The 18,722-nt window shown below is 71.2% G+C and carries 21 protein-coding genes and 1 riboswitch; of the genes, 8 read left to right on the plus strand and 13 right to left on the minus strand.

The window, feature by feature from the left end:
* Position 1: 1 nt before the first annotated feature.
* The 3 genes from AN478_RS11035 to AN478_RS11045 all read right to left on the minus strand — a co-directional run bounded on the left by AN478_RS11035 (position 2) and on the right by AN478_RS11045 (position 1,764).
* Positions 2 to 400, minus strand: a complete 399-nt coding sequence (locus AN478_RS11035; RefSeq protein ID WP_054966659.1) for a BlaI/MecI/CopY family transcriptional regulator — start codon at positions 398 to 400, stop codon at positions 2 to 4.
* Between the two features lie 83 nt (positions 401 to 483).
* The gene (locus AN478_RS11040) at positions 484 to 1,128 is read right to left on the minus strand and encodes a cation diffusion facilitator family transporter (protein ID WP_054966660.1); all 645 of its coding nucleotides are present in this window, start codon (positions 1,126 to 1,128) and stop codon (positions 484 to 486) included.
* A gap of 57 nt (positions 1,129 to 1,185) precedes the next feature.
* Positions 1,186 to 1,764, minus strand: a complete 579-nt coding sequence (locus tag AN478_RS11045; protein ID WP_054966661.1) for a TMEM165/GDT1 family protein — start codon at positions 1,762 to 1,764, stop codon at positions 1,186 to 1,188.
* 312 nt (positions 1,765 to 2,076) lie between these two features.
* Here AN478_RS11045 and AN478_RS11050 point away from each other — a divergent pair, with 312 nt between their 5' ends.
* The 3 genes from AN478_RS11050 to AN478_RS11060 are packed head-to-tail and all read left to right on the plus strand — an operon-like array spanning position 2,077 to position 4,122.
* Positions 2,077 to 2,442, plus strand: a complete 366-nt coding sequence (locus tag AN478_RS11050; protein WP_054966662.1) for an ArsR/SmtB family transcription factor — start codon at positions 2,077 to 2,079, stop codon at positions 2,440 to 2,442.
* Complete coding sequence (locus AN478_RS11055; protein WP_054966663.1) at positions 2,435 to 3,772, plus strand: MFS transporter; 1,338 nt, start codon at positions 2,435 to 2,437, stop codon at positions 3,770 to 3,772. The genes AN478_RS11050 and AN478_RS11055 overlap by 8 nt, the downstream gene beginning before the upstream one ends.
* Before the next feature lie 2 nt (positions 3,773 to 3,774).
* Positions 3,775 to 4,122 carry a rhodanese-like domain-containing protein gene (locus AN478_RS11060; RefSeq protein ID WP_054966664.1) on the plus strand — a complete coding sequence of 116 codons (348 nt, stop codon included), beginning with the start codon at positions 3,775 to 3,777 and terminating at the stop codon, positions 4,120 to 4,122.
* 100 nt (positions 4,123 to 4,222) lie between these two features.
* On the opposite strand, the gene AN478_RS11065 is transcribed toward AN478_RS11060, so the two are convergent.
* The 4 genes from AN478_RS11065 to AN478_RS11080 all read right to left on the minus strand — a co-directional run bounded on the left by AN478_RS11065 (position 4,223) and on the right by AN478_RS11080 (position 9,152).
* Positions 4,223 to 5,317, minus strand: coding sequence for a lipocalin-like domain-containing protein (locus tag AN478_RS11065; RefSeq protein ID WP_054966665.1), 1,095 nt, complete (start codon positions 5,315 to 5,317; stop codon positions 4,223 to 4,225).
* A gap of 2 nt (positions 5,318 to 5,319) precedes the next feature.
* Complete coding sequence (dtd, locus tag AN478_RS11070; protein ID WP_054966666.1) at positions 5,320 to 5,775, minus strand: D-aminoacyl-tRNA deacylase; 456 nt, start codon at positions 5,773 to 5,775, stop codon at positions 5,320 to 5,322.
* Positions 5,776 to 5,934: 159 nt separating this feature from the next.
* Positions 5,935 to 8,475, minus strand: coding sequence for an ABC transporter permease (locus AN478_RS14765; RefSeq protein ID WP_054966667.1), 2,541 nt, complete (start codon positions 8,473 to 8,475; stop codon positions 5,935 to 5,937).
* Positions 8,472 to 9,152, minus strand: a complete 681-nt coding sequence (locus tag AN478_RS11080) for an ABC transporter ATP-binding protein (protein WP_231627400.1) — start codon at positions 9,150 to 9,152, stop codon at positions 8,472 to 8,474. The genes AN478_RS14765 and AN478_RS11080 overlap by 4 nt, the downstream gene beginning before the upstream one ends.
* A 126-nt stretch (positions 9,153 to 9,278) precedes the next feature.
* On the opposite strand from AN478_RS11080, the gene AN478_RS11085 reads away from it, so the two are divergent.
* Positions 9,279 to 9,593, plus strand: a complete 315-nt coding sequence (locus AN478_RS11085) for a carboxymuconolactone decarboxylase family protein (RefSeq protein WP_054966668.1) — start codon at positions 9,279 to 9,281, stop codon at positions 9,591 to 9,593.
* Positions 9,594 to 9,976: 383 nt separating this feature from the next.
* Here the strand turns inward: AN478_RS11085 and AN478_RS11090 are convergent, their stop codons facing one another.
* From AN478_RS11090 to AN478_RS11100, 3 genes are all read right to left on the minus strand, one after another.
* Positions 9,977 to 10,555 (minus strand): hypothetical protein, encoded by a 579-nt coding sequence (locus tag AN478_RS11090; RefSeq protein WP_054966669.1) that lies wholly within the window; start codon positions 10,553 to 10,555, stop codon positions 9,977 to 9,979.
* 687 nt (positions 10,556 to 11,242) lie between these two features.
* Positions 11,243 to 11,938 carry an MBL fold metallo-hydrolase gene (locus tag AN478_RS11095; protein WP_054966670.1) on the minus strand — a complete coding sequence of 232 codons (696 nt, stop codon included), beginning with the start codon at positions 11,936 to 11,938 and terminating at the stop codon, positions 11,243 to 11,245.
* Between the two features lie 160 nt (positions 11,939 to 12,098).
* Positions 12,099 to 12,647, minus strand: a complete 549-nt coding sequence (locus tag AN478_RS11100; RefSeq protein WP_054966671.1) for a hypothetical protein — start codon at positions 12,645 to 12,647, stop codon at positions 12,099 to 12,101.
* 96 nt (positions 12,648 to 12,743) lie between these two features.
* A riboswitch (cobalamin riboswitch) is annotated at positions 12,744 to 12,947 on the plus strand.
* A gap of 147 nt (positions 12,948 to 13,094) precedes the next feature.
* On the opposite strand from AN478_RS11100, the gene AN478_RS14770 reads away from it, so the two are divergent.
* Positions 13,095 to 13,640, plus strand: a complete 546-nt coding sequence (locus AN478_RS14770) for a hypothetical protein (protein ID WP_054966672.1) — start codon at positions 13,095 to 13,097, stop codon at positions 13,638 to 13,640.
* On the opposite strand, the gene AN478_RS11110 is transcribed toward AN478_RS14770, so the two are convergent.
* Genes AN478_RS11110 through AN478_RS11120 form a run of 3 tightly spaced genes read right to left on the minus strand, consistent with a single transcriptional unit; the run spans position 13,637 to position 16,178 of the window.
* Positions 13,637 to 14,077 (minus strand): hydrogenase maturation protease, encoded by a 441-nt coding sequence (locus tag AN478_RS11110; RefSeq protein ID WP_054966673.1) that lies wholly within the window; start codon positions 14,075 to 14,077, stop codon positions 13,637 to 13,639. The genes AN478_RS14770 and AN478_RS11110 overlap by 4 nt on opposite strands.
* Positions 14,074 to 15,375 carry a Ni/Fe hydrogenase subunit alpha gene (locus AN478_RS11115; RefSeq protein ID WP_054966674.1) on the minus strand — a complete coding sequence of 434 codons (1,302 nt, stop codon included), beginning with the start codon at positions 15,373 to 15,375 and terminating at the stop codon, positions 14,074 to 14,076. The genes AN478_RS11110 and AN478_RS11115 overlap by 4 nt, the downstream gene beginning before the upstream one ends.
* Positions 15,372 to 16,178: an NADH-quinone oxidoreductase subunit B family protein gene (locus AN478_RS11120; protein WP_054966791.1), complete on the minus strand. Its 807-nt coding sequence runs from the start codon at positions 16,176 to 16,178 to the stop codon at positions 15,372 to 15,374. The genes AN478_RS11115 and AN478_RS11120 overlap by 4 nt, the downstream gene beginning before the upstream one ends.
* A gap of 157 nt (positions 16,179 to 16,335) precedes the next feature.
* Between AN478_RS11120 and AN478_RS11125 the strand changes: the two genes are divergently transcribed.
* The 3 genes from AN478_RS11125 to modB all read left to right on the plus strand — a co-directional run bounded on the left by AN478_RS11125 (position 16,336) and on the right by modB (position 18,710).
* Positions 16,336 to 17,145, plus strand: a complete 810-nt coding sequence (locus AN478_RS11125) for a TOBE domain-containing protein (RefSeq protein WP_054966675.1) — start codon at positions 16,336 to 16,338, stop codon at positions 17,143 to 17,145.
* 200 nt (positions 17,146 to 17,345) lie between these two features.
* A complete protein-coding gene (gene modA, locus AN478_RS11130; RefSeq protein ID WP_231627401.1) occupies positions 17,346 to 18,023 on the plus strand; it encodes a molybdate ABC transporter substrate-binding protein in 678 nt (225 codons plus the stop codon).
* Between the two features lie 6 nt (positions 18,024 to 18,029).
* Entirely contained in the window at positions 18,030 to 18,710 is a 681-nt protein-coding gene (modB, locus tag AN478_RS11135; protein WP_054966676.1) for a molybdate ABC transporter permease subunit, read from the plus strand.
* Positions 18,711 to 18,722 lie beyond the last annotated feature (12 nt).

Consider the following 18,722-nt stretch of genomic DNA (forward strand, 5'->3'; position numbering starts at 1 on the left):
GTCAGTCCGAGCCCTTGGCGCCCTGGGCCCGCTTCCAAGCGATCAGCGCCTCCAGGCGGTCGAGGGCCGCCTCATCCTGTTCGGCCGCAAAATCCACGAAGGCGGTGAGCAGGGTATCGGCCCCCTCCTCGCCGGCCACCGGCGCGGTGGCCCCCTCGATCAGGCGCGCCAGCAGTTCCTCGCGCTCCAGGGCGGGGCGGTAGGTGTAGGCGTGCCCTTCCTTGGTCCGATGCAGGAGCTCCTTGCGGTACAGCCGCTCCAGGGTGGACTGGATGGTGTTCAGGGAGATGCCGCGGCGCGCCCCGAGGCGCCCGTGGACCGCCTTGGCGTGGTCCGCCCCGCGGGCCCACAGATCCTCCAGCACCGCCACCTCGAGCTCGCCCAACCGCAGGTTTGTCATATGAGAATGTCCTTCCGCCCCAAAAAACCGATCCATGATCGGTTTTTACCCTAACCCGCGCCGCGGGCGCAACTCCTCCGCGGTTACCCCGTGGCGCCTCCGCCGTCACCCGCGGGGACCATCCGCCATTGCCTCCAGGAATCAACCAGGACCTCCCAGGCGGAATGCAGGAACACGGCGGCGATCACCAGGCCCATGGCCAAGTCCGGCCACGGTGTGGCGGTAATCGCCACCGCGCCGGCAGCCAGGATCACCCCGGTATTGGCGATCAGGTCGTTGCGCGAGCACAGCCACACCGAGCGCATGTTGATGTCCTCGCCCCGGTGCCGCCACAGCAGGGCGAAGCACACTACATTGGCGGCCAGGGCCACGGCAGCCACCGCCCCCATGGGCAGGGCGGCAGGCAGTTCCGGCAGGAAGGCCCGGTAGGCGGTCTGGCCCAGCACGAACAGGCCGAAGGCCAGCATGATCAGGCCCTTGAACAGGGCGGCCCCGGCCCGCTTGCGGACGCTGGCGCCCACTACCACCAGGCTCACCCCATAGGTGAGGGCGTCACCGAGCATGTCCAGGGAGTCCGCCAGCAGGGCCACCGAGCCGATCAGCAGCCCGGCGGTAAGCTCCACGCCGAACATGACCGTATTGATGCCCAGCACCGCCTTCAGGGTGCGGGACTGGTGCTGGTTGGTAGCGGTCGGGGCGCAGGAATCGTCGCCGCAGCATCCGCTCACGATTGCCTCCTAGGACTCAGGATCTTCCGGGTTCTTGGGCGTGCCGCCGGCCCCATTTTACAGAGTCGCGGCCCGCCACAGGGCCCAGGCACCAAAGGCCAGGAACAGCGCCGCCGCCACCCGGTGCACCCAAACCGCCGGGACGCGGCGCAGCAGGGTGGCGCCGACGACCACTCCGAGCACGGACACCAGCCACAGGGCCAGGGTTCCGCCCAGGAAGACCGCCAGGGTGTCGCCGGTGCTCGCGGCCAGGGCCACCAGGGCGAGCTGGGTCTTGTCGCCGAGCTCGGCGACGAAGATCAGGGCGAAGCTACCGAGGGCCACCCGCCAGCCGCCCCGGGCGGCCACGTCCTCCACCTCCTCGTCCTCCTCGCCCTCGCGCCAGATGCGGTAGCCAAAGGCCAGGAACAGCAGCCCCGCCGCCAGCAGGATCCAGCGCTCGGGCACCAGCTCGTAGAGGGCCGCGCCCACCGCCACCGCCAGCACATTCAGCACCAGGAAGGCGCCCAGGATGCCGGCCAGGACCGGGGCGGCCCGGTGGCGGTGGGCCAGGCTCATGGCCACCAGCTGGGTCTTGTCGCCCAGCTCGGCGATGAACAGGACGGCGAAGGTGGAGGCGACGGTGGCCAGGCTCATGGGCGCTCCTCGGGCCGGGGAAGCGGTACAGGATACCGCCCCAGGCCCGCCGGCTCATCCCGTCACGGTCCCAGGCCTGCCCGCACGTTTGTTTGGCGGGCACCGCCCCTGCCCGAGTTAGCAGCGGCCCAGCGCACGAGGCCGAGGAGATCCCCCTTCCCGGCCCCGGGATCGGCCACAAGGCGGGTGAAGGTTCCTGCCTCTAGTTCCTGCGGTTAACGGGAAAGGCGGCCTTCCCCCGGAACCGTTGACAGGGTGAAGAACTGCGGATTAAAGAATTAATAGAATTTGCAACTCCTGGACTACTGAACCATGAGCCAGCAGCCCGCCCGTTTTGCCCTGTTCTCGGAGGTCTTCAAGGCCCTCGGCCACCCCAAGCGCCTGGAGATCATCCACGCCCTACGCGCGGGGGAGCGCACGGCAACCCAGCTCGCCGAGGCCACCAACCTCTCCAAGACCGCGGTCAGCCAGCACCTCTCCGTGCTCAAGGCCCAGGCCCTGGTGCTGTGCGACAAGCGGGGCTCCTTCTGCTACTACCGGGTGGCCTCGTCGGCGGTGTTCTCCGTGTGCGAGGGGGTGCGCCAGCTGGTGCTGGAGCAGGTGGAGTCCTTCGAGGCGGTGCGGCCCTTCCTGGCCCCCCTGGACGGCGGCCGCACCGGGGAGGCCGGCGATGGCTGACGTTCCGGAAGGGAAAGGACACGCCGCCTACACCCACGGCATCCGCCCCAATCTGGGCCAGTTCCTCTTCCAGATGCTGCAGGTCTTCTTCGTCGGCCTGACCATCGGCCTGCAGCGCAACGTGGTGCCCGCCCTGGCCGAGGAGGAGTTCGGCCTCGCGCCCGGCTCCTACCTCCTGTTCATGGCCTTCATCATCAGCTTCGGCTTCGTGAAGGGGGCGCTGAACTTCGTGGCCGGGCGGCTCTCGGAGCGGGTGGGCCGGCGCCGGGTACTGCTGTGGGGCTGGCTAGCGGCGCTGCCCATCCCCTTCCTGATCCTCTACGCGCCCTCCTGGGACTGGATCGTCGCCGCCAACGTCCTGTTGGGCGTGAACCAGGGCTTCGCCTGGTCCATGACCGTCACCTCCAAGGCGGACATCACCCGCGCCGAGCAGCGCGGCCTGGCCACCGGCTTCAACGAGTTCGCCGGCTACACCGGCGTGGCCATCGCCGGCGTCGTCACCGGCTACCTGGCGGCGGACATGGATCCGCGCTGGGCGCTGTTCCTGTTCGGCCTGACCGTGGCCCTGGTGGCCCTGGCCACCGCCTGGCTGTTCGCCGCCGAGACCCTGCACTGGGCGCGCGCCGAGGCCCACGCCCACGCCAGCGGCACACACAAGGGACCCCGCCCGCGCTTCCCCGAAAACGTCTCCGACCATCCGGGCACCCGGGAGATCTTCACCCTGGTCTCCTTCCGCCACCGCACCTTCGCCGCCCTGTCCCAGGCAGGCAGCGTGGAGAAGTTCGTGGACGCCCTGGTGTGGGCGTTCTTCCCCGCCTGGCTGCACGCCCAGGGGCTCACCGTGGTAGCCATCGGCTGGGTGGTGGGCGTGTTCGGCGTGGTGTGGGGCGCCAGCCAGCTGTGGACCGGCCCCCTCTCCGACCGGATCGGCCGCAAGGGCCCCATCGTGGCCGGCATGTGGATCTGCGGGGCCGGGGTGGCGGCCACCCTCCTGGTGGAGGGCTTCTGGCTGTGGTGCGCCACCGCCGCGGTGGCCGGGGTGGGCATGGCCCTGCTCTACCCCACCCTCATCGCCGCGGTGAGCGACATCTCCCACCCCAACTGGCGGAGCTCGTCGCTGGGCGTCTACCGCTTCTGGCGGGACACCGGCTACGGCCTCGGCGGCCTGGCCATCGGCCTCGCCGCCGACGCCACCGGCGCCCTAGAGACCGGCTTCTGGCTCACCGCCATCGCCATGGGGCTGTCGGGCCTCTGGGTGCTGCTCGCCGCCGAGGAGACCCACCCGCGCCTCAACCCCGCTCCCCAACTCCGGCCCGCCGTGGAGGAATGATCATGGCCCGAAGCTACGAAGAGCTGCTGGAGGAGATCGAGGCCCGGGTCCCGCACCTGGAGCCCGGCGATCTTCCCGGCCTGGAGGCGGACGGGGCCTTGATCGTGGACGTTCGGCGGCCGGAGGAATACACCGAGGGCCACATCCTCGGGGCCGTCAACCTGCCCCGGGACAAGCTGGAGGCCCAGATCGAGGAGCATCTGGAGCGGCCCCACCAGCCGGTGGTGGTCTACTGCGGCGGCCGGGGCCGTTCCACCCTGGCGGGCTGGGCCCTGGAGGAGATGGGCGTGAACGTCCGGGTCCTGCACGGCGGGCTGGCGGCCTGGAAGGCCCTGCAGGAAAAGACGTAGCCCTGCCCGGCGTTTCTGATTTTCTGTTCGCATTCAGGTGCTTACGGCGCCTCTTAAAGGCTATCCGCGCATTTTTAACGCACCCGTGACCAGAGCCGGACTAGCCCGGCCCTTCGGCGCCGAACCGGGTCATCTCCAGGAAACCCTCCCCCTGCCTGTCCCCCGAGACCTGCATGGCGCCCTCCCAGTAGGTGGGATTGAAGGGCCCCGTGCCGCGCATCTCCTGGTGGTCGAACAGGGGCTCCGCGCGCAGGGTGAGCTCGCCGGCCCGGATCTCCCAGGCCACGGGGTAGGTGTGGCCGGTCTCCGGCGAGGTCCACCGGCGCAGGGCCCGCCAGCGGACCTCCCGCGGGCCCAGATGCGTCACGGAGCGGTCGGGGTGAATGCGGGTGCCGGCGGCGTAGGCCGTGGCCCCCGCCGCGTCGCGGAAGCGGTAGGCCATGAGCCCGCCGCCGTCGTCCAGGCGCAGCCCCACCCAGTCCCAGCCCGCCGTGCCCTCCGGCAGGAAGGTGGAGGTCCACTCGTGGTCGAACCAGGCGGTACCCTCCACCGCCCGCGTCTCGCCGTCCACCGGCAGGGTGCCGCGCACCTGCATGGCCGGGTAGGTGTAGTAGTAGCTCGCCACCGAGCCGTCGGCGTTCTTGGCGCTCACGCCCTGGGGGCCCTGGCGGACCGCCTCCCCCGTGGGCGAGAGGCGCAGGTCCCAGGGGCCGGGCTCGCCGCCCATGCGCAGCCGCCAGAAGCCCTCGGGGTCGCTCTCCAGCAGCCAGTCGCGGATGCCCACCTCCAGGCGGCCCGTTCCCAGCCGCCCGCCGTCTGGACCCACCCGGGCCAGGCGGCGCCAGTGGCGGAAGTCCTCGGTGGCCGGGTCGGCCAGGGCGGCGTGGGCGCTGATCACCTGGCGCGGCGTGAAGGCGGAGGGGTTGTCCTCCCAGGGCCCCGGCTCGGGCCTGTTGCGGAAGAAGGTCACCTCGAAGGTGCGCCGGCCGCCACCGGACAGCTCCAGGAAGCCGGTGAAGTACCACCACTCGATGGCGAAATCCGGGTGGGCGGCGTGGTCGGCGGGCAGGCGCACGGGCCGTTTGCGGGTCACCTCGCCGTAGGGTGCCCACCCGGCAGCCCGCCCAACGCCGGGCAGGAGGGCGGGGCCGGTCAGGGCCAACAGACGGAGGAAGGCACGGCGGGAGCAGGACAAGGCTACTTCCCCTGGTCCGGAGGGGCCTGGAGCCAGAAGGTCACGGGGCCGTCGTTGGTGAGGCTTACCTCCATATCGGCCCCGAAGCGCCCCGCCGCCACCGGATCATGGGCCTCCCGCGCCCGCTCCAGGAGGTGACCGAACAGGCGCTCGCCCTCCTCCGGCGGGGCGGCGGTGCCGAAGCTGGGGCGGGTGCCCTTCTGGGTATCGGCGGCCAGGGTGAACTGCGGCACCAGCAGCAGGCCGCCGCCGGTGTCGCGCAGGGAACGGTTCATGCGGCCCTCCTCGTCGGGGAAGACCCGGTAGCCCAGCAGCCGCTCCAGGAGGCGCTCCACCTGGGCCTCGCCGTCGCCCCGCTCCACGCCCACCAGAACCACCAGGCCGGGGCCGATGGCGCCTACGGCCTCGCCGGCCACCGTCACCCGGGCCTCGGTCACGCGCTGCAGCAGTCCGATCATGGGGGCGAACCTCTTTTCGGAAATTGGCCATCCGGTTGGTTCAGGATAGGCAATTGTGGGAGCGGCCAGTGGCCGCGACGCCTGTGGAGGCCCAGAGGGGCTGGAGGGGTCACGGCTGATAGCCGCTCCCACAGGTACCCTACCCGGCGCCCTCTCTCCTCACTCCTCCCCCACCGCCCGCGTCGGGTCCCGGCGGCCCTGGGCGCGCCCCAGCAGCCAGCCGCCGGCGCCTGTCGCGGCCGTGAGGACCAGCCAGGCGCCGGCCAGCAGGCCGGCCGGGAAGTCCACGGGCAGGCTCCACAGGAAGGACTGGTCGTTGACCACCTTCACCAGGATCCAGGCCACGCCCGCGCCCACCGCCAGGCCCAGCACCCCGCCGAAGGCCCCGGTGAGGCCGGCCTCGTAGGCCTGGGAGCGGGCCACGTCCGCCACCCGGAAGCCCAGGAAGCGCAGCATGGCCAGCTCGCCGCGCCGCTCGATGGCCTGCACCGCCAGGGACTGCAGGGTGCCCACCAGGCCCACACCCACCGCCACCACCACCAGCACGTAGGTCACGGCGAAGCTGCGGTCGAAGATCTCCAGGCTGGTGCTTCGGATCTCCCCGGCGTCGGCGATCTCCAGGCCCGGCGTATCGGCGAAGGTCCGCTCCAGGCGCTTGCGCAGCGCCCCCCGGTCGGTCCCGGGCTCCAGGTACAGGCCGATCTGGTCCACCTTACGGTCCCCGGCCAGCTCGGCGTAGGTGCGGCGGTCCATGAGCAGGTGGCCCCACTGGTAGGAGTAGTCCCGCCACACCCCGGCAACCGTAAGGCGCCGGGCCTCGCCGCCGAGGGGCACGCGCAGGGTGTCGCCCACCTGCGCGCCGTACAGTCGCGCGAAGACCTCGGAGACCAGCACCGCCCGGCTCTCCCCCGCCTCCGGCCATTCCCCGCGCATCACCTCGATGGCGCCCCGGGTCTCGGGCAGGTCCAGGCGCCGGGCGGTCACCTCCACCGGGGCCTCCGTGGCCTCCGATCCCCGCGGCGCCCAGTCCAGCTCGGCGCGGCGAAAGGGGTCCAGGCGGCGCACCTCTTGCCAGCCCTCGATCTCTCGCCAGGTCTCGGCGGGGATGTGGGTGGCCTGCCCGCCGGCGCCCGCACGCACGTAGAGGTCGGCGGCCAGGATCTGGTTGAGCCAGGCCTCCACGCTGCCGCGGAAGGAGTGGATCATGGTGGACATGGCCACCAGCAGGGCAAAGCTCACCAGGGCGGCGCTCACCGCCAGGGCGGCCCGACGCGGCGCGCCCAGGAGCTGGGAGCGGGCCACCAGCGCCGCCACGTGGCGCCGCCCCACCGGCAGGGCGCGGGCGAAGGCCCGCAGCGCCAGGGGAGCCAGCAGCAGGCCGGCGCCGAGCACCAGGAGAATGGCCCCGTAACCGGCCACCGGCAGCCCCTCCCAGGCCGGCAGGCGGGTCAGCACCCCCGCTGCCGCCAGGGCCAGCCCGGCCAGGGCCAGGCGCAGGCCCGCCCCCGCCCCGCGCCGCTCCTCGGCGCCGCCCCGGCGCATGGCGGCCTCGCCACCGCCGCGGACGTTGTCCAGTACCGGGGCGAGGGTCCCCAGCACCGCGGCCAGGACCCCGAGGAGGCCGAAGGCGAGCATGTCCCACCACTCGGCGTGGAGCCGCGCCTGGAGATCGCGAAAGTAGCCGGCCCCCAGATCCCCGCCCAAAGCCTCCACCCCCGCCCAGGCCAGGGCCAGGCCCAGCAGCAGGCCCAGGACAGAGCCGACCACGCCGAGCACCAGCCCCTCGCCCAGGAGCCATGCCGCCAGCCGGGCGCGCTCCATGCCCAGCACCCGCAGCACGGCGAACTGGGCGCGCCGGCGGCGCATGGACAGGGTGAGCAGGCTGTAGACCAGGAAGGCGGCGGTGAGCAGGCCCACCAGGGCCAGGACGTTGAGGTTGGTGCGGTAGGCCCGGGTCATGGCGTCCAGGCGCTGGGCCTCCAGCTCCGGTCGGGACAGGCGGGCGGCCTCGCCGGCCAGCTCCTCCAGGCGCTCGGCAAAGGCCGCCCGGCGGTCCGGGTCCTCCAGCACCACGTCGATGCGGTCCAGCTCCCCCACGCGGTCCAGGGTCCACTGCGCGGTGGCGATGTCCATCACCGCCCCGTCGGACCAGAAGGTCCCGGCGGGCAGAAGCCCCACCACCCGCAGGGTCACCGGCTCCGCGCCCACCTGGGCGCGCAGGGTGTCACCGGGGTCCTTGCCCAGGCGCTCGGCGGCGTCGGGACCCAGCAGCACCGCCCCCCTGGCGAGCAGGTCCCGGAACGCCACCCCCTCCTCGCCCAGTTCGGGTAGGTAGTCGCCCCGCACCGCGGCGTCGCGCAGCAGGTCCACCCCCAGCACCGGCAGGTCGGCGCCATGGGCCACCGGCACCTCGGCGCGCAGGGCCGGGAAGGCCTCCGCCACCTCCGGCAGGGCGCGGATGCGGGGCAGGAGGTCCTCGTCCAGGGCCCCCTGCGCGGGCTGCACGGTGGTGCCCGAGCGGCCCGACAGGGCGGAGACGCCCTGCTCGAAGCTGTGCAGTGCGGAGGCGTTGACCCAGTGGATGGCCGCCACCATGGCCACGCCCAGGGCGATGGCCAGGGCCATGCCGGCGGCCTGCATGGGCCGCCCCGCCAACGGGGCCCAGACCAGGGCCCGGAAGAGCAGCCGGAGGGGTTTCACGGTTCCCGGTGCAGCCGGTGGTGGGCCAGGCGGTAGCGGGTGTGGACGCGCGCGGCCACCTCGGGGGCGTGGGTCACCACCAGGGTGGTGGTGCACAACTCCTCCACCGCCTCCACCAGCAGGTCCATCACCGCCACCGCCGTCTCTTCGTCCAGGTTGCCGGTGAGCTCGTCCGCCAGCAGCACCGGCGGGCGGTGGATCAGGGCCCGGGCGATGGCGGTGCGCTGGGCCTGGCCGCCGGAGAGGTGGCGGGGATAGGCGTCCGCCTGCTCCGCCAGGCCCAGGCGCCCCAGGAAGCTCCGGACCCCCTCGTCCTCCCAGCGCTCCCCCTGCAGGGCCAGCGGCAGGGCCACGTTCTCCGCCACCGTCAGGTAAGGCAGAAGATGGAACTGCTGGAAGACGAAGCCGAGGTGGGCGCGCCGCCAGCGGGCCGCCGCCGACTCGTCGAGGGCGGTCACCTCGGTGCCGAGCACCGTCACCCGGCCGACCTCCGGCACCGCCAGCCCCGCCACCAGGTTGAGCAGGGTGGACTTGCCCACCCCGCTGGGCCCCAGAACGGCGGCGAGCTCGCCCCGGGCCAGGGTCAGGTCCAGGTCCTCCAGCAGGGGGCGGTCGGCGCCGGGGTAGGCGAAGCGGATTCCCTCCAGCTGTACCGCATGGGATTCGGCTTGGGCCAATGAAGCCTCCGGTGTGGCGGGAAAATTCACGCTACCGGCGCCCCGCCGGGGTTGCAAGGCCCGCGCTCCCGACCAAAGCTGGTCAAGGGGACCCGGTGGCGACTACCCCCGAGCAAGGAGACGGCCATGAACGATCTTCCCCGCCACTACGAGCAACTCCGGGAGGAATTCCCCCGCTATCTGGAGGCACTCGAAGACCTGGGGCAGGCGGCGCGTGACGCCGGCCCCCTGGAGGAGCGCACCACCAACCTGGTGCAGCTGGCGGCCGCGGCCGCGCTGGGGTCCGAGGGCGCCGTCCACAGCCACACCCGCCGCGCCCTGGAGGCCGGAGCGACCCCGCAGGAGATCCGACACACCCTGGTGGTCCTCACCAGCACCATAGGGTTCCCCGTTACCTCCGCGGCCCTGAGCTGGGTGGAGGACGTGATCGGCGCGGGCTGAGCCCTGCGGCCGGGGCGCACAAAAAACGCCGGAGAGCGTATCCCCGGCGTGGTCCCCTTTTGCCGTCCGCAGGGCGGACAGCTCGGTCTTTTCCCGGCCCTTCCCCTGGTGCCGCCGGCATCCCCGTGGCGCGGTAACTCCCGGGCCTCCGCCCGGCAAAGCGGCCCGGAGGGAGTGCGCGGGCCGGGAACGCTCCCTCCACAGGGCCTGAACTACCTACCATTTGGTTTCGGCGTGGGCGTAAGTCTCCTGCAGCCGGGGATTTAAGTCAACCAACTGAAATTCTGGGGATTATTGAGCATACCTGCCCCCACCCTCCTGGATTGGCGCGGGATCGATCTCGCTGGCGTGACTCGGCGCCGCGATCCTGCCGGGCGGGGCATTTAGCGGGAGGAATCGGATGGGCCCGCGGAATCCGGAGCACGCCCCCGGAAATCCTCCCGCTCCGGCTCGATCCCGTCGTGGCGGACCTCGAAGACGTCGCGATCCTTGCGGGAGTGGTGCTCGGCGTTGCCCTTGTGCGGCTCCGCCTCCGGGCCGGTTTCCTTCTCCGGGTGGACCTCGAGCTGGATCCGGGTGCGGTGGCGCTTCAGGGGAATCACCACCCTTTCCTCGGTACCCGGTTGGGGGTTGAAGTAGCGCTTCAACCAACCCGGCTGGGCATGGAAGGATTTGGGGTCGATGCCCTCGCCGTAGCGTACCGTCATGGCGAAGGTCTTCTTGCCGTCCACGTGGAGGCGGTTCTTCAGGGGCCGGGTGTAGGAAAGCAGCCGGTTGGCGGCCTCGTCCTCGCGACCAGGCCGGTTGCCGAGGAAGACCTCCTCCTCCTCCAGCGGCGGAGTCACCCCGGGGCAGGCGGGGCCGGCGATCATCCCGGTGACCGTGAAGTCCTCGATCCAGGGGAGACGGGGGTCGTGCTCTCCGTAGGACGCGTAGTCCCATTCATCTGGGTTGTTATCCATGGCCGGAGTCAATTGATATTGACGGAGGCCAGGCTTAGTAGGAGCTACGATAGTCAGGCCGTCCCTTTCCTGCCCGGGCTTTTGGTACAAGCCCCATGACGCTTCCCTGGAAATACCGATTCCAAATACGGAAGCACTTCCCCATTCCGCATTTACCGCGGAAGGAACATACTCACCATCGGCGAATATCCCAATATATCCCTCCTTTCCCTGGGGAATGGGAAGCTCTCCGGAATACTCGATGGTCTTGTAACAAGATATATCGAGATCCAGCCCTGAAATGATCCCTTTATTTTCCTCCGGGGCGGCAACGAAGTATTCATACTGGTAAAAGCCGTCCGCCCTCTTCCTGTAATCCACCTCAACCTCGGTCCTGGATATATCCTCGTCCCTATACAAAGGGTCCTTAAGTTCTGACGCATAAATATGCGACCCAAAAACAAAATTATTTGTGAAAATGAGGCCCGCCCCGGCGAGCCTGACGCGTGATGCGGACATTCCCTTCCCCCTTGTCCTGGTGCAGCTTCCTCAGGACACGCCCATAGCCCCTCCGGAGCGCAAATCCCGTAACTTTAATACGGCCTCCGCCCGTTTTCTATCAGACGGTTGAATAAGGAGCAAGGACAAAAAAACGCCGGGGCAATCGCCCCGGCGCCCGGCCGTGAGGGGAGAAACGGCCTTGCAGGGTCAGGCGGCGTGCTTGCGGCCGCACTGCTTGTTGGCGGGCACGGCCTCGTCGATCCGCTTGGGATAGGGGAGGTCGAGGTTGGCCATGATCGCCAGGAATTCGTCGTGGCTCTTGTCCATCCCCAGGCGCGGGTTGCGCTCCTTCTCCTGGCCGATGGTGGAGACATGGCGGTGGTTGTAGTCGTGGCCGGGATGGACCAGGGTCTGCTCCGGCAGCGCGAACAGCTTGTTGCGCACCGACTCGAACAGGGCCTCGGCGTCGCCGTTCTGGAAATCCGTGCGACCGCAGCCGTCGATCAGCAGCGTGTCGCCGGTCAAGACCATGTCCCCGACCACGTAGCTGTGGCTGTCGTCGGTGTGGCCCGGGGTGAAGAGGGGCTCGATGCGCACGCTGCCCACCTCGATGGGCTCGCCTTCGCGCACGCGGAAATCGGCGCAGTCCACCCCGCTTTGCTCCGGCAGGCCGACGCGGCAGCCGGTGCGCTCGCGCAGCTCGTTGTCGGCGGCCACGTGGTCGGCGTGGACGTGGGTCTCCAGGACGTACTGCAAGGTCAGGCCGTGCTCCGCCAGGACCTCCAGGTCGCGGTCCACCATGGAGGCCACCGGGTCCACGAGGACGGCCTCGCGGGTCTCCTCGTCGCCCAGCAGGTAGGTGTAGGTGGAGGTCTCGGGCTCGAAAAGCTGACGGAAGATCATGGTGCTCCCTCCTTGGTCCGGACGGCGCGGACGACTGGAGTTTTAGAGTATTAGCGCTTTCTAATCTGCTTGGAAAGCAGCGGCCGGGCAGAGTTCCCGACCTTTTCCGTCGGCCTTTCGGATGGAGGTGGGGCGGGTCGGGACCCGTTTCAAGGCCCGGCTAGTGGAAGCGGTAGCCGATGCGGAACCGCAGGCCGGTGTAGTCCACGTCCCGCCCGTCCCAGACCCCGAGCCCCTCGGCGCGGGTGAGCATGCCCATGGTGTAGAGCTCGCCGGGGCCCTGGACCCCCAGGCTGAAGCCCCAGCCAAGGCCCATGCCGTCCCGGGTGTAGCGGTCGCCGTCCACCACCTGGCGGTGCAGGCCCAGGTGGGCGCCCACGAACATGGTCCGGTACCACGCCCGCCCCTCCAGGCCCAGGATGCTGTTGCGCACGGAGGGGTCCCCGGCCAGGTCGTCGCTGGTCTCCAGGGAAAGACTGAAGAAGGGGTTCCAGGAGAAGGCGCCGTTCACCGGCACCTGGTAGTCCAGCCCGAGATTGGCCCCGTGGCTGGAGTAGTCCCGGTCGGCGGGGGAGTCGCTGAAGCGGTTGTCGTGGAAGGCCAGGCCGCCGAAGAGGCTGGGGCCGGCCACCGGCCCCGCCTGGGCGGCGGATCCGACCAGCAGCAGGATGGGCAGGACGAAGCGGGACAGGGTCCGGGCAGGGCGCATGATTCCTCCAGGGGCTGCGGTCTCGGGTACCGCGCAAACCTAGGGGATTTCCCCGATCCCTGCAATGCCCCTTGCCAGCGCCCCGCCCTTGCCCGTATCTTGGGCCTTATCTCCGGTTCACCCCCAAAATATTGGGTGTTGCAAGAGGGAACCCGGTGCGAATCCGGGACTGACGCGCAGCGGTGTTGGGGAACGAAAACCGCACGAGGTCGCCGACCTCGGGCACTGCCCTTCGGGGTGGGAAGCCGCGGCCGTAGGCTGCCCCTGAGTCCGAAGACCTGCCGGAGAGCCCCGTCCCCTGGACGGGACCCGCGAGCCTTCGCGTCGGCGTCCGGATTCCGGACCAGGGCTCCCGGGACCGGCGGGCCGCCGCGCCCCCGTGCTCCCGGCCCCGCCGCGTAGGCTCCAATCGACCGATAACGCGCTTTTGCGGCGATTGGAGACCCCATGAGCAGCCGTTCCCCCCGTCCCGGCCCCTGCGTGGGCCCCGCCCTCCCGTCCTCCCTGGACTCCGCCTCCCCGCTTCAGTTGGCCGCCGACCACCTGCGCCGCGTCCTGCGCCTGCAGGAAGGGACCGGTCCGACCGCCGAGGAGCGGATCAACCACCAGGTGCAGGACCTGCTGCAGCGGCTCCCGACCGATGCCCCGCCGGCTCCGGAGGACCTCGCCGACCAGCTGTGGGCCGCCCTGCTGGAGGCCGGCCGGCCCGCGGCGGCCCGCTTCTTCCGCCCCTACCGCGCGGGACGGGGCCCGGTCCTCTGGGTGCGGCGCGCCGACACGGGGGCGGACCCCCTGGCCCGCGAGCGCGTGGAGGCGGTGCTGGAGCGCCGTTGCCGGTCCCTGGAGGAGCCCCTCCTGGACGGTCCGCGCATCCACCGGCTCTGCCGAGCCCAGCTGCGCGACGGCATGCGCGAGGCGTCGCTGGTACGGGTGCTGGCGCTGACGAGCCCGGGGCAGGCCGCGGTGCTGGACCGCCTGTGCGGGGGCGCCTAGGGGCGACTCCGGGCGGCCACCTCCTCCCGCACGGCCGCGGCGGCCCGGGCCACCACCGCCTCCGGCGGTGGCTTCCGGACATCGGCCTCCACCCCGACCACCACCCACTCGGGCAGGACCCCCACCCGCTCGGCCAGGGCCAGGGCCTCCGCCAGCCCGAAGCCGTGGGAGGACAGAGGATCGGCGGCGGGGAGCCCATCCAGGCCGCGGAACCGGTGCAGGGTCCCCGGCGGGGCCCCGCTGCGCACGGCGTCCACCAGCACGGCGTAGCCCACGCCCTCCAGGTGGGGGAGCAGCCCCGGGCCCGGGCGGTCCAGGGCCGTAAGCCGCACCGCCGGCCAGCGCGCCTCCGCCTCCGGACGCAGCGCCTCCACCACCGCCCACCCCACCCGGTCGCCGCCGAAGGGGGAGCCGATGCCGAGCACGGCGATGCTCATCGGCGGTGGACGGTGAGGTCGAGGAAGTGCGTGGCGCAGGAGATGCAGGGGTCGTAGTTCCGGATCACCCGCTCGCCGAGGAAGCGCAGCTCGTCGTCCGGGGCGTCGAGGCCGCGGGCCTCCAGGCTGAGGCGCAGATCCTCCTCCATGCGCGCCTGGTTCTGCGCCGTGGGCGGCACGATGCGGGCCGCGGTGACGCGCCCGGCGTCGTCGGTCTCGTAGCGGTGCCACAGGACCCCCCGCGGGGCCTCGGTGGCCCCGTACCCCGTGCCCGCCCGGGGCGCGACCTCGGCGTAGGGCCGCTCCGGGACCCGGTAGTCGCCCAGCAGGCGGACCGCCTCCACCAGGGCCGCGTGGATCTCCAGGGCTCGGGCAAGCAGGGAGTGGAAGGGGTTGGTGGAGGGCAGCGCCGGTCCCGTGTCCGCCAGCAGGGCCCGGGTCGCCGCGGGCAGCACGTCGGCGTTGATATTGAGCCGGGCGAGCGGACCCACCAGGTAGGGCTCGCCGTCCAGGCGGGCGTGGAAGGCCGTGGAGTGGGGCACCTGCTCCTCGGTGACGTGGTCGGCGAATTCGGCCACGGGCACATCGAGGCCGGTGGAAGCGGCAATCCGGCCCCGGTTCATGGGGTAGTCGGCGCCGTTGCGCAGGGCCAGGCAGGGGAATTCCTGGCCGTTGTCCGGCAGATCGAATCCCGCCGCCCAGCGCGCCAGGGCCTCCGCCTCCGGAATGGCGGCCTCCAGGCGGCCCCGCAGGTCGGCGACGTCTGCGGCCTTCGGCGCGTGGTGGAAACCGCCCACCCGGGCCCCCACGGGGTGCACCGCCCGCGCCCCGAACAGGGCCATGAGCTCGTTGCCCAGGGCCTGCAGGCGCATGCCGCGGCGTACCTCCCCCGGGTAGTCGGCGGCCATGGCCAGGGCGCTGTCGTAGCCGAAGAAGTCCGGCAGGGCCAGCAGGTGGATATGCAGGGCGTGGCTCTGGATCCATTCCCCGCAGTAGAAGACCCGGCGCATGGCGCGCACCCAGTCACCGGGCTCCACGCCGAAGATGGACTCCAGGGCCTGCACCGCACTCATCTGGTAGGCCACCGGGCAGATGCCGCAGATGCGCGCCACCGCATCCGCCACCTCGTGGTAGCCCCGCCCCTCCAGGAAGCGCTCGAACATGCGCGGCGGCTCGAAGATGCGGAGCTTGAGGTCCGTGATTCGGCCGCCCGCCGCGTGCACCTCCAGGGCGCCCTCCCCTTCCACCCGGGAGAGCACCGGCACGTCGATATCGATGCGGCGGGTCTGGTCGCTCACGGGCCTCTCCCGCCGCCACCGCCCCAGCGCAGGCCGGCGCCGTGCAGGGGCTCCCGGTGGCTGTGGATGAAATGGAAGCGCCGGGCCACGTCCTCGCGCATCAGCCCCAGGCCCTCGAAGCGCCGCCCGAGGGCATCGGGATTGGGGTTCTCCGCCGGCCCGTAGCAGCCGTAGCAGTCGCGGCCGAAGGCAGGGCACAGGGCGCCGCAGCCGGTGACGGTCACCGGCCCCAGGCAGGGCTGGCCCCGGCTCACCAGGACGCAGACATGCCCCGCCCGCTTGCACTCCATGCAAACCTTGTCCCGCTCCGGAACCGGATCCACCCCCCAGAGCAGGGCCCGTACCGCGGCGAGCACCTGGCGCCCGTTCACCGGGCAGCCCCACAGCTGGTAGTCCACCGTTACGTTGTCGGCGATGCCGGTGGAGGTGGCCAGGCTCTCCACGTACTCCGGGGAGGGGTAGACGTCCGCCAGCCACTGCTTGCCGTCGTGGAGGTTGCGCAGGGCCTGGATGCCGCCGGAGGTGGCGCAGGCGCCGATGGGCACCAGGTAGCGGGTGTTGGCCCGGATCCTCTTGATCCGCTCCGCCTCCCCGGGCGTGGAGATGCTGCCCTCCACGAAGGCGATGTCGGTCTCCGCCTCGGGGTCCACCGGTCCGGCCTCGGCGAAGTGGACGAAGTCCACCAGCTCGGCGAGTCGCACCAGATCCTCGCCGAGATCCAGGAAGGCCAGCTGGCAGCCGTCGCAGGAGCTGAACTTGTGCACGGCCACCCGGGGCTTGGCTTCATCACCCGCCTTTCCCATTCCCATTTCTCCCAGGGTTTAGGGTGTAGGTTGGCGCTCCCTTCCAGCCACAGTACGGAACGCCGGCCTGCCAGGGAATCCCTGCGGCCCCGTGGCTTGCCGTCTAGCGTTATATCTGCTCGAATATAACGAAAGCGCGTCCCCGGAGCAGCGCCCCGTGCCCCCATCGTTCCCCACCCATCCCGCCGGCCGTCTTTGGCTCGAGAAGGAGGATCAGGGCTTCCTCGGCCAGGGCCGCGCGGAGCTGCTGGAGCGCATCGACGAGCTGGGCTCCATGGCCAAGGCGGCGCGGGCCATGGGCATGGGCTACAAACGGGCCTGGGACATGGTGGAGGCCATGAACAACCTGGCCGATGCGCCCCTGGTGGAGCGCGTCACCGGGGGCCGGGGCGGCGGCGGAACCCGCCTGACCGAGCACGGGCGGCGGATGATCGAGGAGTTCCGGGCCGCTGAGGCCGCCTACACCCGGTTCCTGGAGATGCTGGCGGCCGAGTCCGGCGACCCGGAGCGGCTGCGGGCCCTGATGGGGAGGTTGGCCATGCGGACGAGCGCGCGGAACCAGTGGTGGGGCCGGATAACGGACATCCAGTCCGGCTCCGTGAATACGGAAGTGGTGCTGCGCCTGGGCGGCGGCGAGCCGCTGGTGGCGGTGATCACCAACCAAAGCGTCCGGGAGCTGGCCCTGGCCGAGGGTACCGAGGTGCTGGCCCTGGTGAAGGCCACCCACATCATCCTGACCGGAGAGGATGCGGGGCTGCGAACCAGCGCGCGCAACCGGCTGTGCGGGACCGTGGAGCGGATCGATCAAGGCGAGGTGGAGGCCGGGATTACCCTCCGGCTGGGCGGCGGCAACACGGTTACCGGGGTGGTCACCAACGAAAGCGTCGCCACCCTGGGCCTGGCCGAGGGTGGAGCGGCCTGCGCCCTGATCAAGGCCTCCCACGTGATCCTGGCGGTGAACGGCTGAAAACCCGAACCGCCAAGGACGCCATGACCGCCAAGAAAGGCAAGAATGAAAGGGCTGCGATGACCCAGCTTGCTCCCTTCCATAAGCCACCCTCTAGCAGGGCCCAACCGCGGCGCAGGTCTCGCCTGGTCCGTTTTCTTGGCGTCCTTGGCGTTTCGATAGTCGGTGGTCTGCTCCCCGCCCACGCCGCCGAGGTGCGGGTGGCGGTGGCCTCCAACTTCACGGCGGCTATCAAGGCCCTGGAGCCCCGATTCGAGGAGGCCACCGGCCACGACCTGCGCATCAGCACGGGCTCCACCGGCAAGCTCTACGCCCAGATCCGCAACGGCGCCCCCTTCGACGCCTTCCTCGCCGCCGACGCCCGCCGCCCGCGCCTTCTGGAGGAGAAGGGCGCGGCGGTGACCGGCTCCCGCTTCACCTACGCGGTGGGCCGGCTGGTGCTGTGGAGCCCGGATCCGGACCGGGTCCGCGGCAAGACCACCCTGGCCGCGGGGGACTTCCGCCACCTGGCCATGGCCAATCCCCGCACCGCCCCCTACGGCCTCGCCGCCCGGCAGGCCCTGCGGTCCCTGGACCTCTGGAAGGACCTGCGCCCGCGGGTGGTGCGTGGCGAGAACATCGCCCAGGCCCACCAGTACGCCGCCAGCGGGGCCGCGGAGCTGGGCCTCGTGGCGTTGGCGCAGGTCAGCGGGCCGGAGGCCCCGGGGGAAGGCTCCCGTTGGGTGGTCTCCGGCGATCTGCATGAGCCCATCCGTCAGCAGGCGGTGCTCTTGGAACAGGGCGCGCGGAACGCGGCGGCGCGGGCCTTCCTGGATTTCCTCCAGGGGCCCGAGGCCCGGGAGATCCTCGCCGACTTCGGCTACGACCCGGGGGCCTGAGCGGCCATGCTGGAGTCCGCCGACCTGACGGCGCTGGTCACCACCCTCAAGCTGGCCGGCATCACCACCGCCATCCTCCTGCTGATCGGCACGCCCCTGGCGTGGTGGCTAGGCCGCACCCGGGCCCGCCTCAAGCCCGCCATCGAGGCGGTGGTGGCCCTGCCTCTGGTGCTTCCGCCCACGGTGCTCGGCTTCTACTTCCTGGTCGCGCTGGGCCCGCAGGGCCTCATCGGCGGCCCCCTGGAGGCCCTGGGGATCGGCGCCCTGGCCTTCACCTTCGAGGGGCTGGTGGTGGCCTCGCTGGTTTACAGCCTGCCCTTCGTGGTCCAGCCCCTGCAGGACGCCTTCGCGGGCCTCGACCGCCGAGTGCAGGAGGCGTCGGCCACCCTGGGCGCCGGGCCGCTGGACCGCTTCTTTACCGTCACCCTGCCCCTGGCCCGCCGGGGCTTCCTCACCGCCACCACCCTCGGCTTCGCCCACACCCTCGGGGAGTTCGGCGTGGTGCTCATGGTGGGCGGCAACATCCCCGGCGAAACGCGGGTGGCCTCCATCGCCATCTACGACCACGTGGAATCCCTGGCCTACGGGCAGGCCCACCTGCTGTCGGGGATCCTGCTGGTGTTCTCCTTCCTGCTGCTGCTGGCGGTCTACACCCTCAACCGCCGCTACCAGGTGGTGGGACTGTGAGCCGGCCCGCGC

This window comes from Thiohalorhabdus denitrificans, from assembly GCF_001399755.1.
In the GTDB taxonomy this organism is placed as follows: domain Bacteria; phylum Pseudomonadota; class Gammaproteobacteria; order Thiohalorhabdales; family Thiohalorhabdaceae; genus Thiohalorhabdus; species Thiohalorhabdus denitrificans.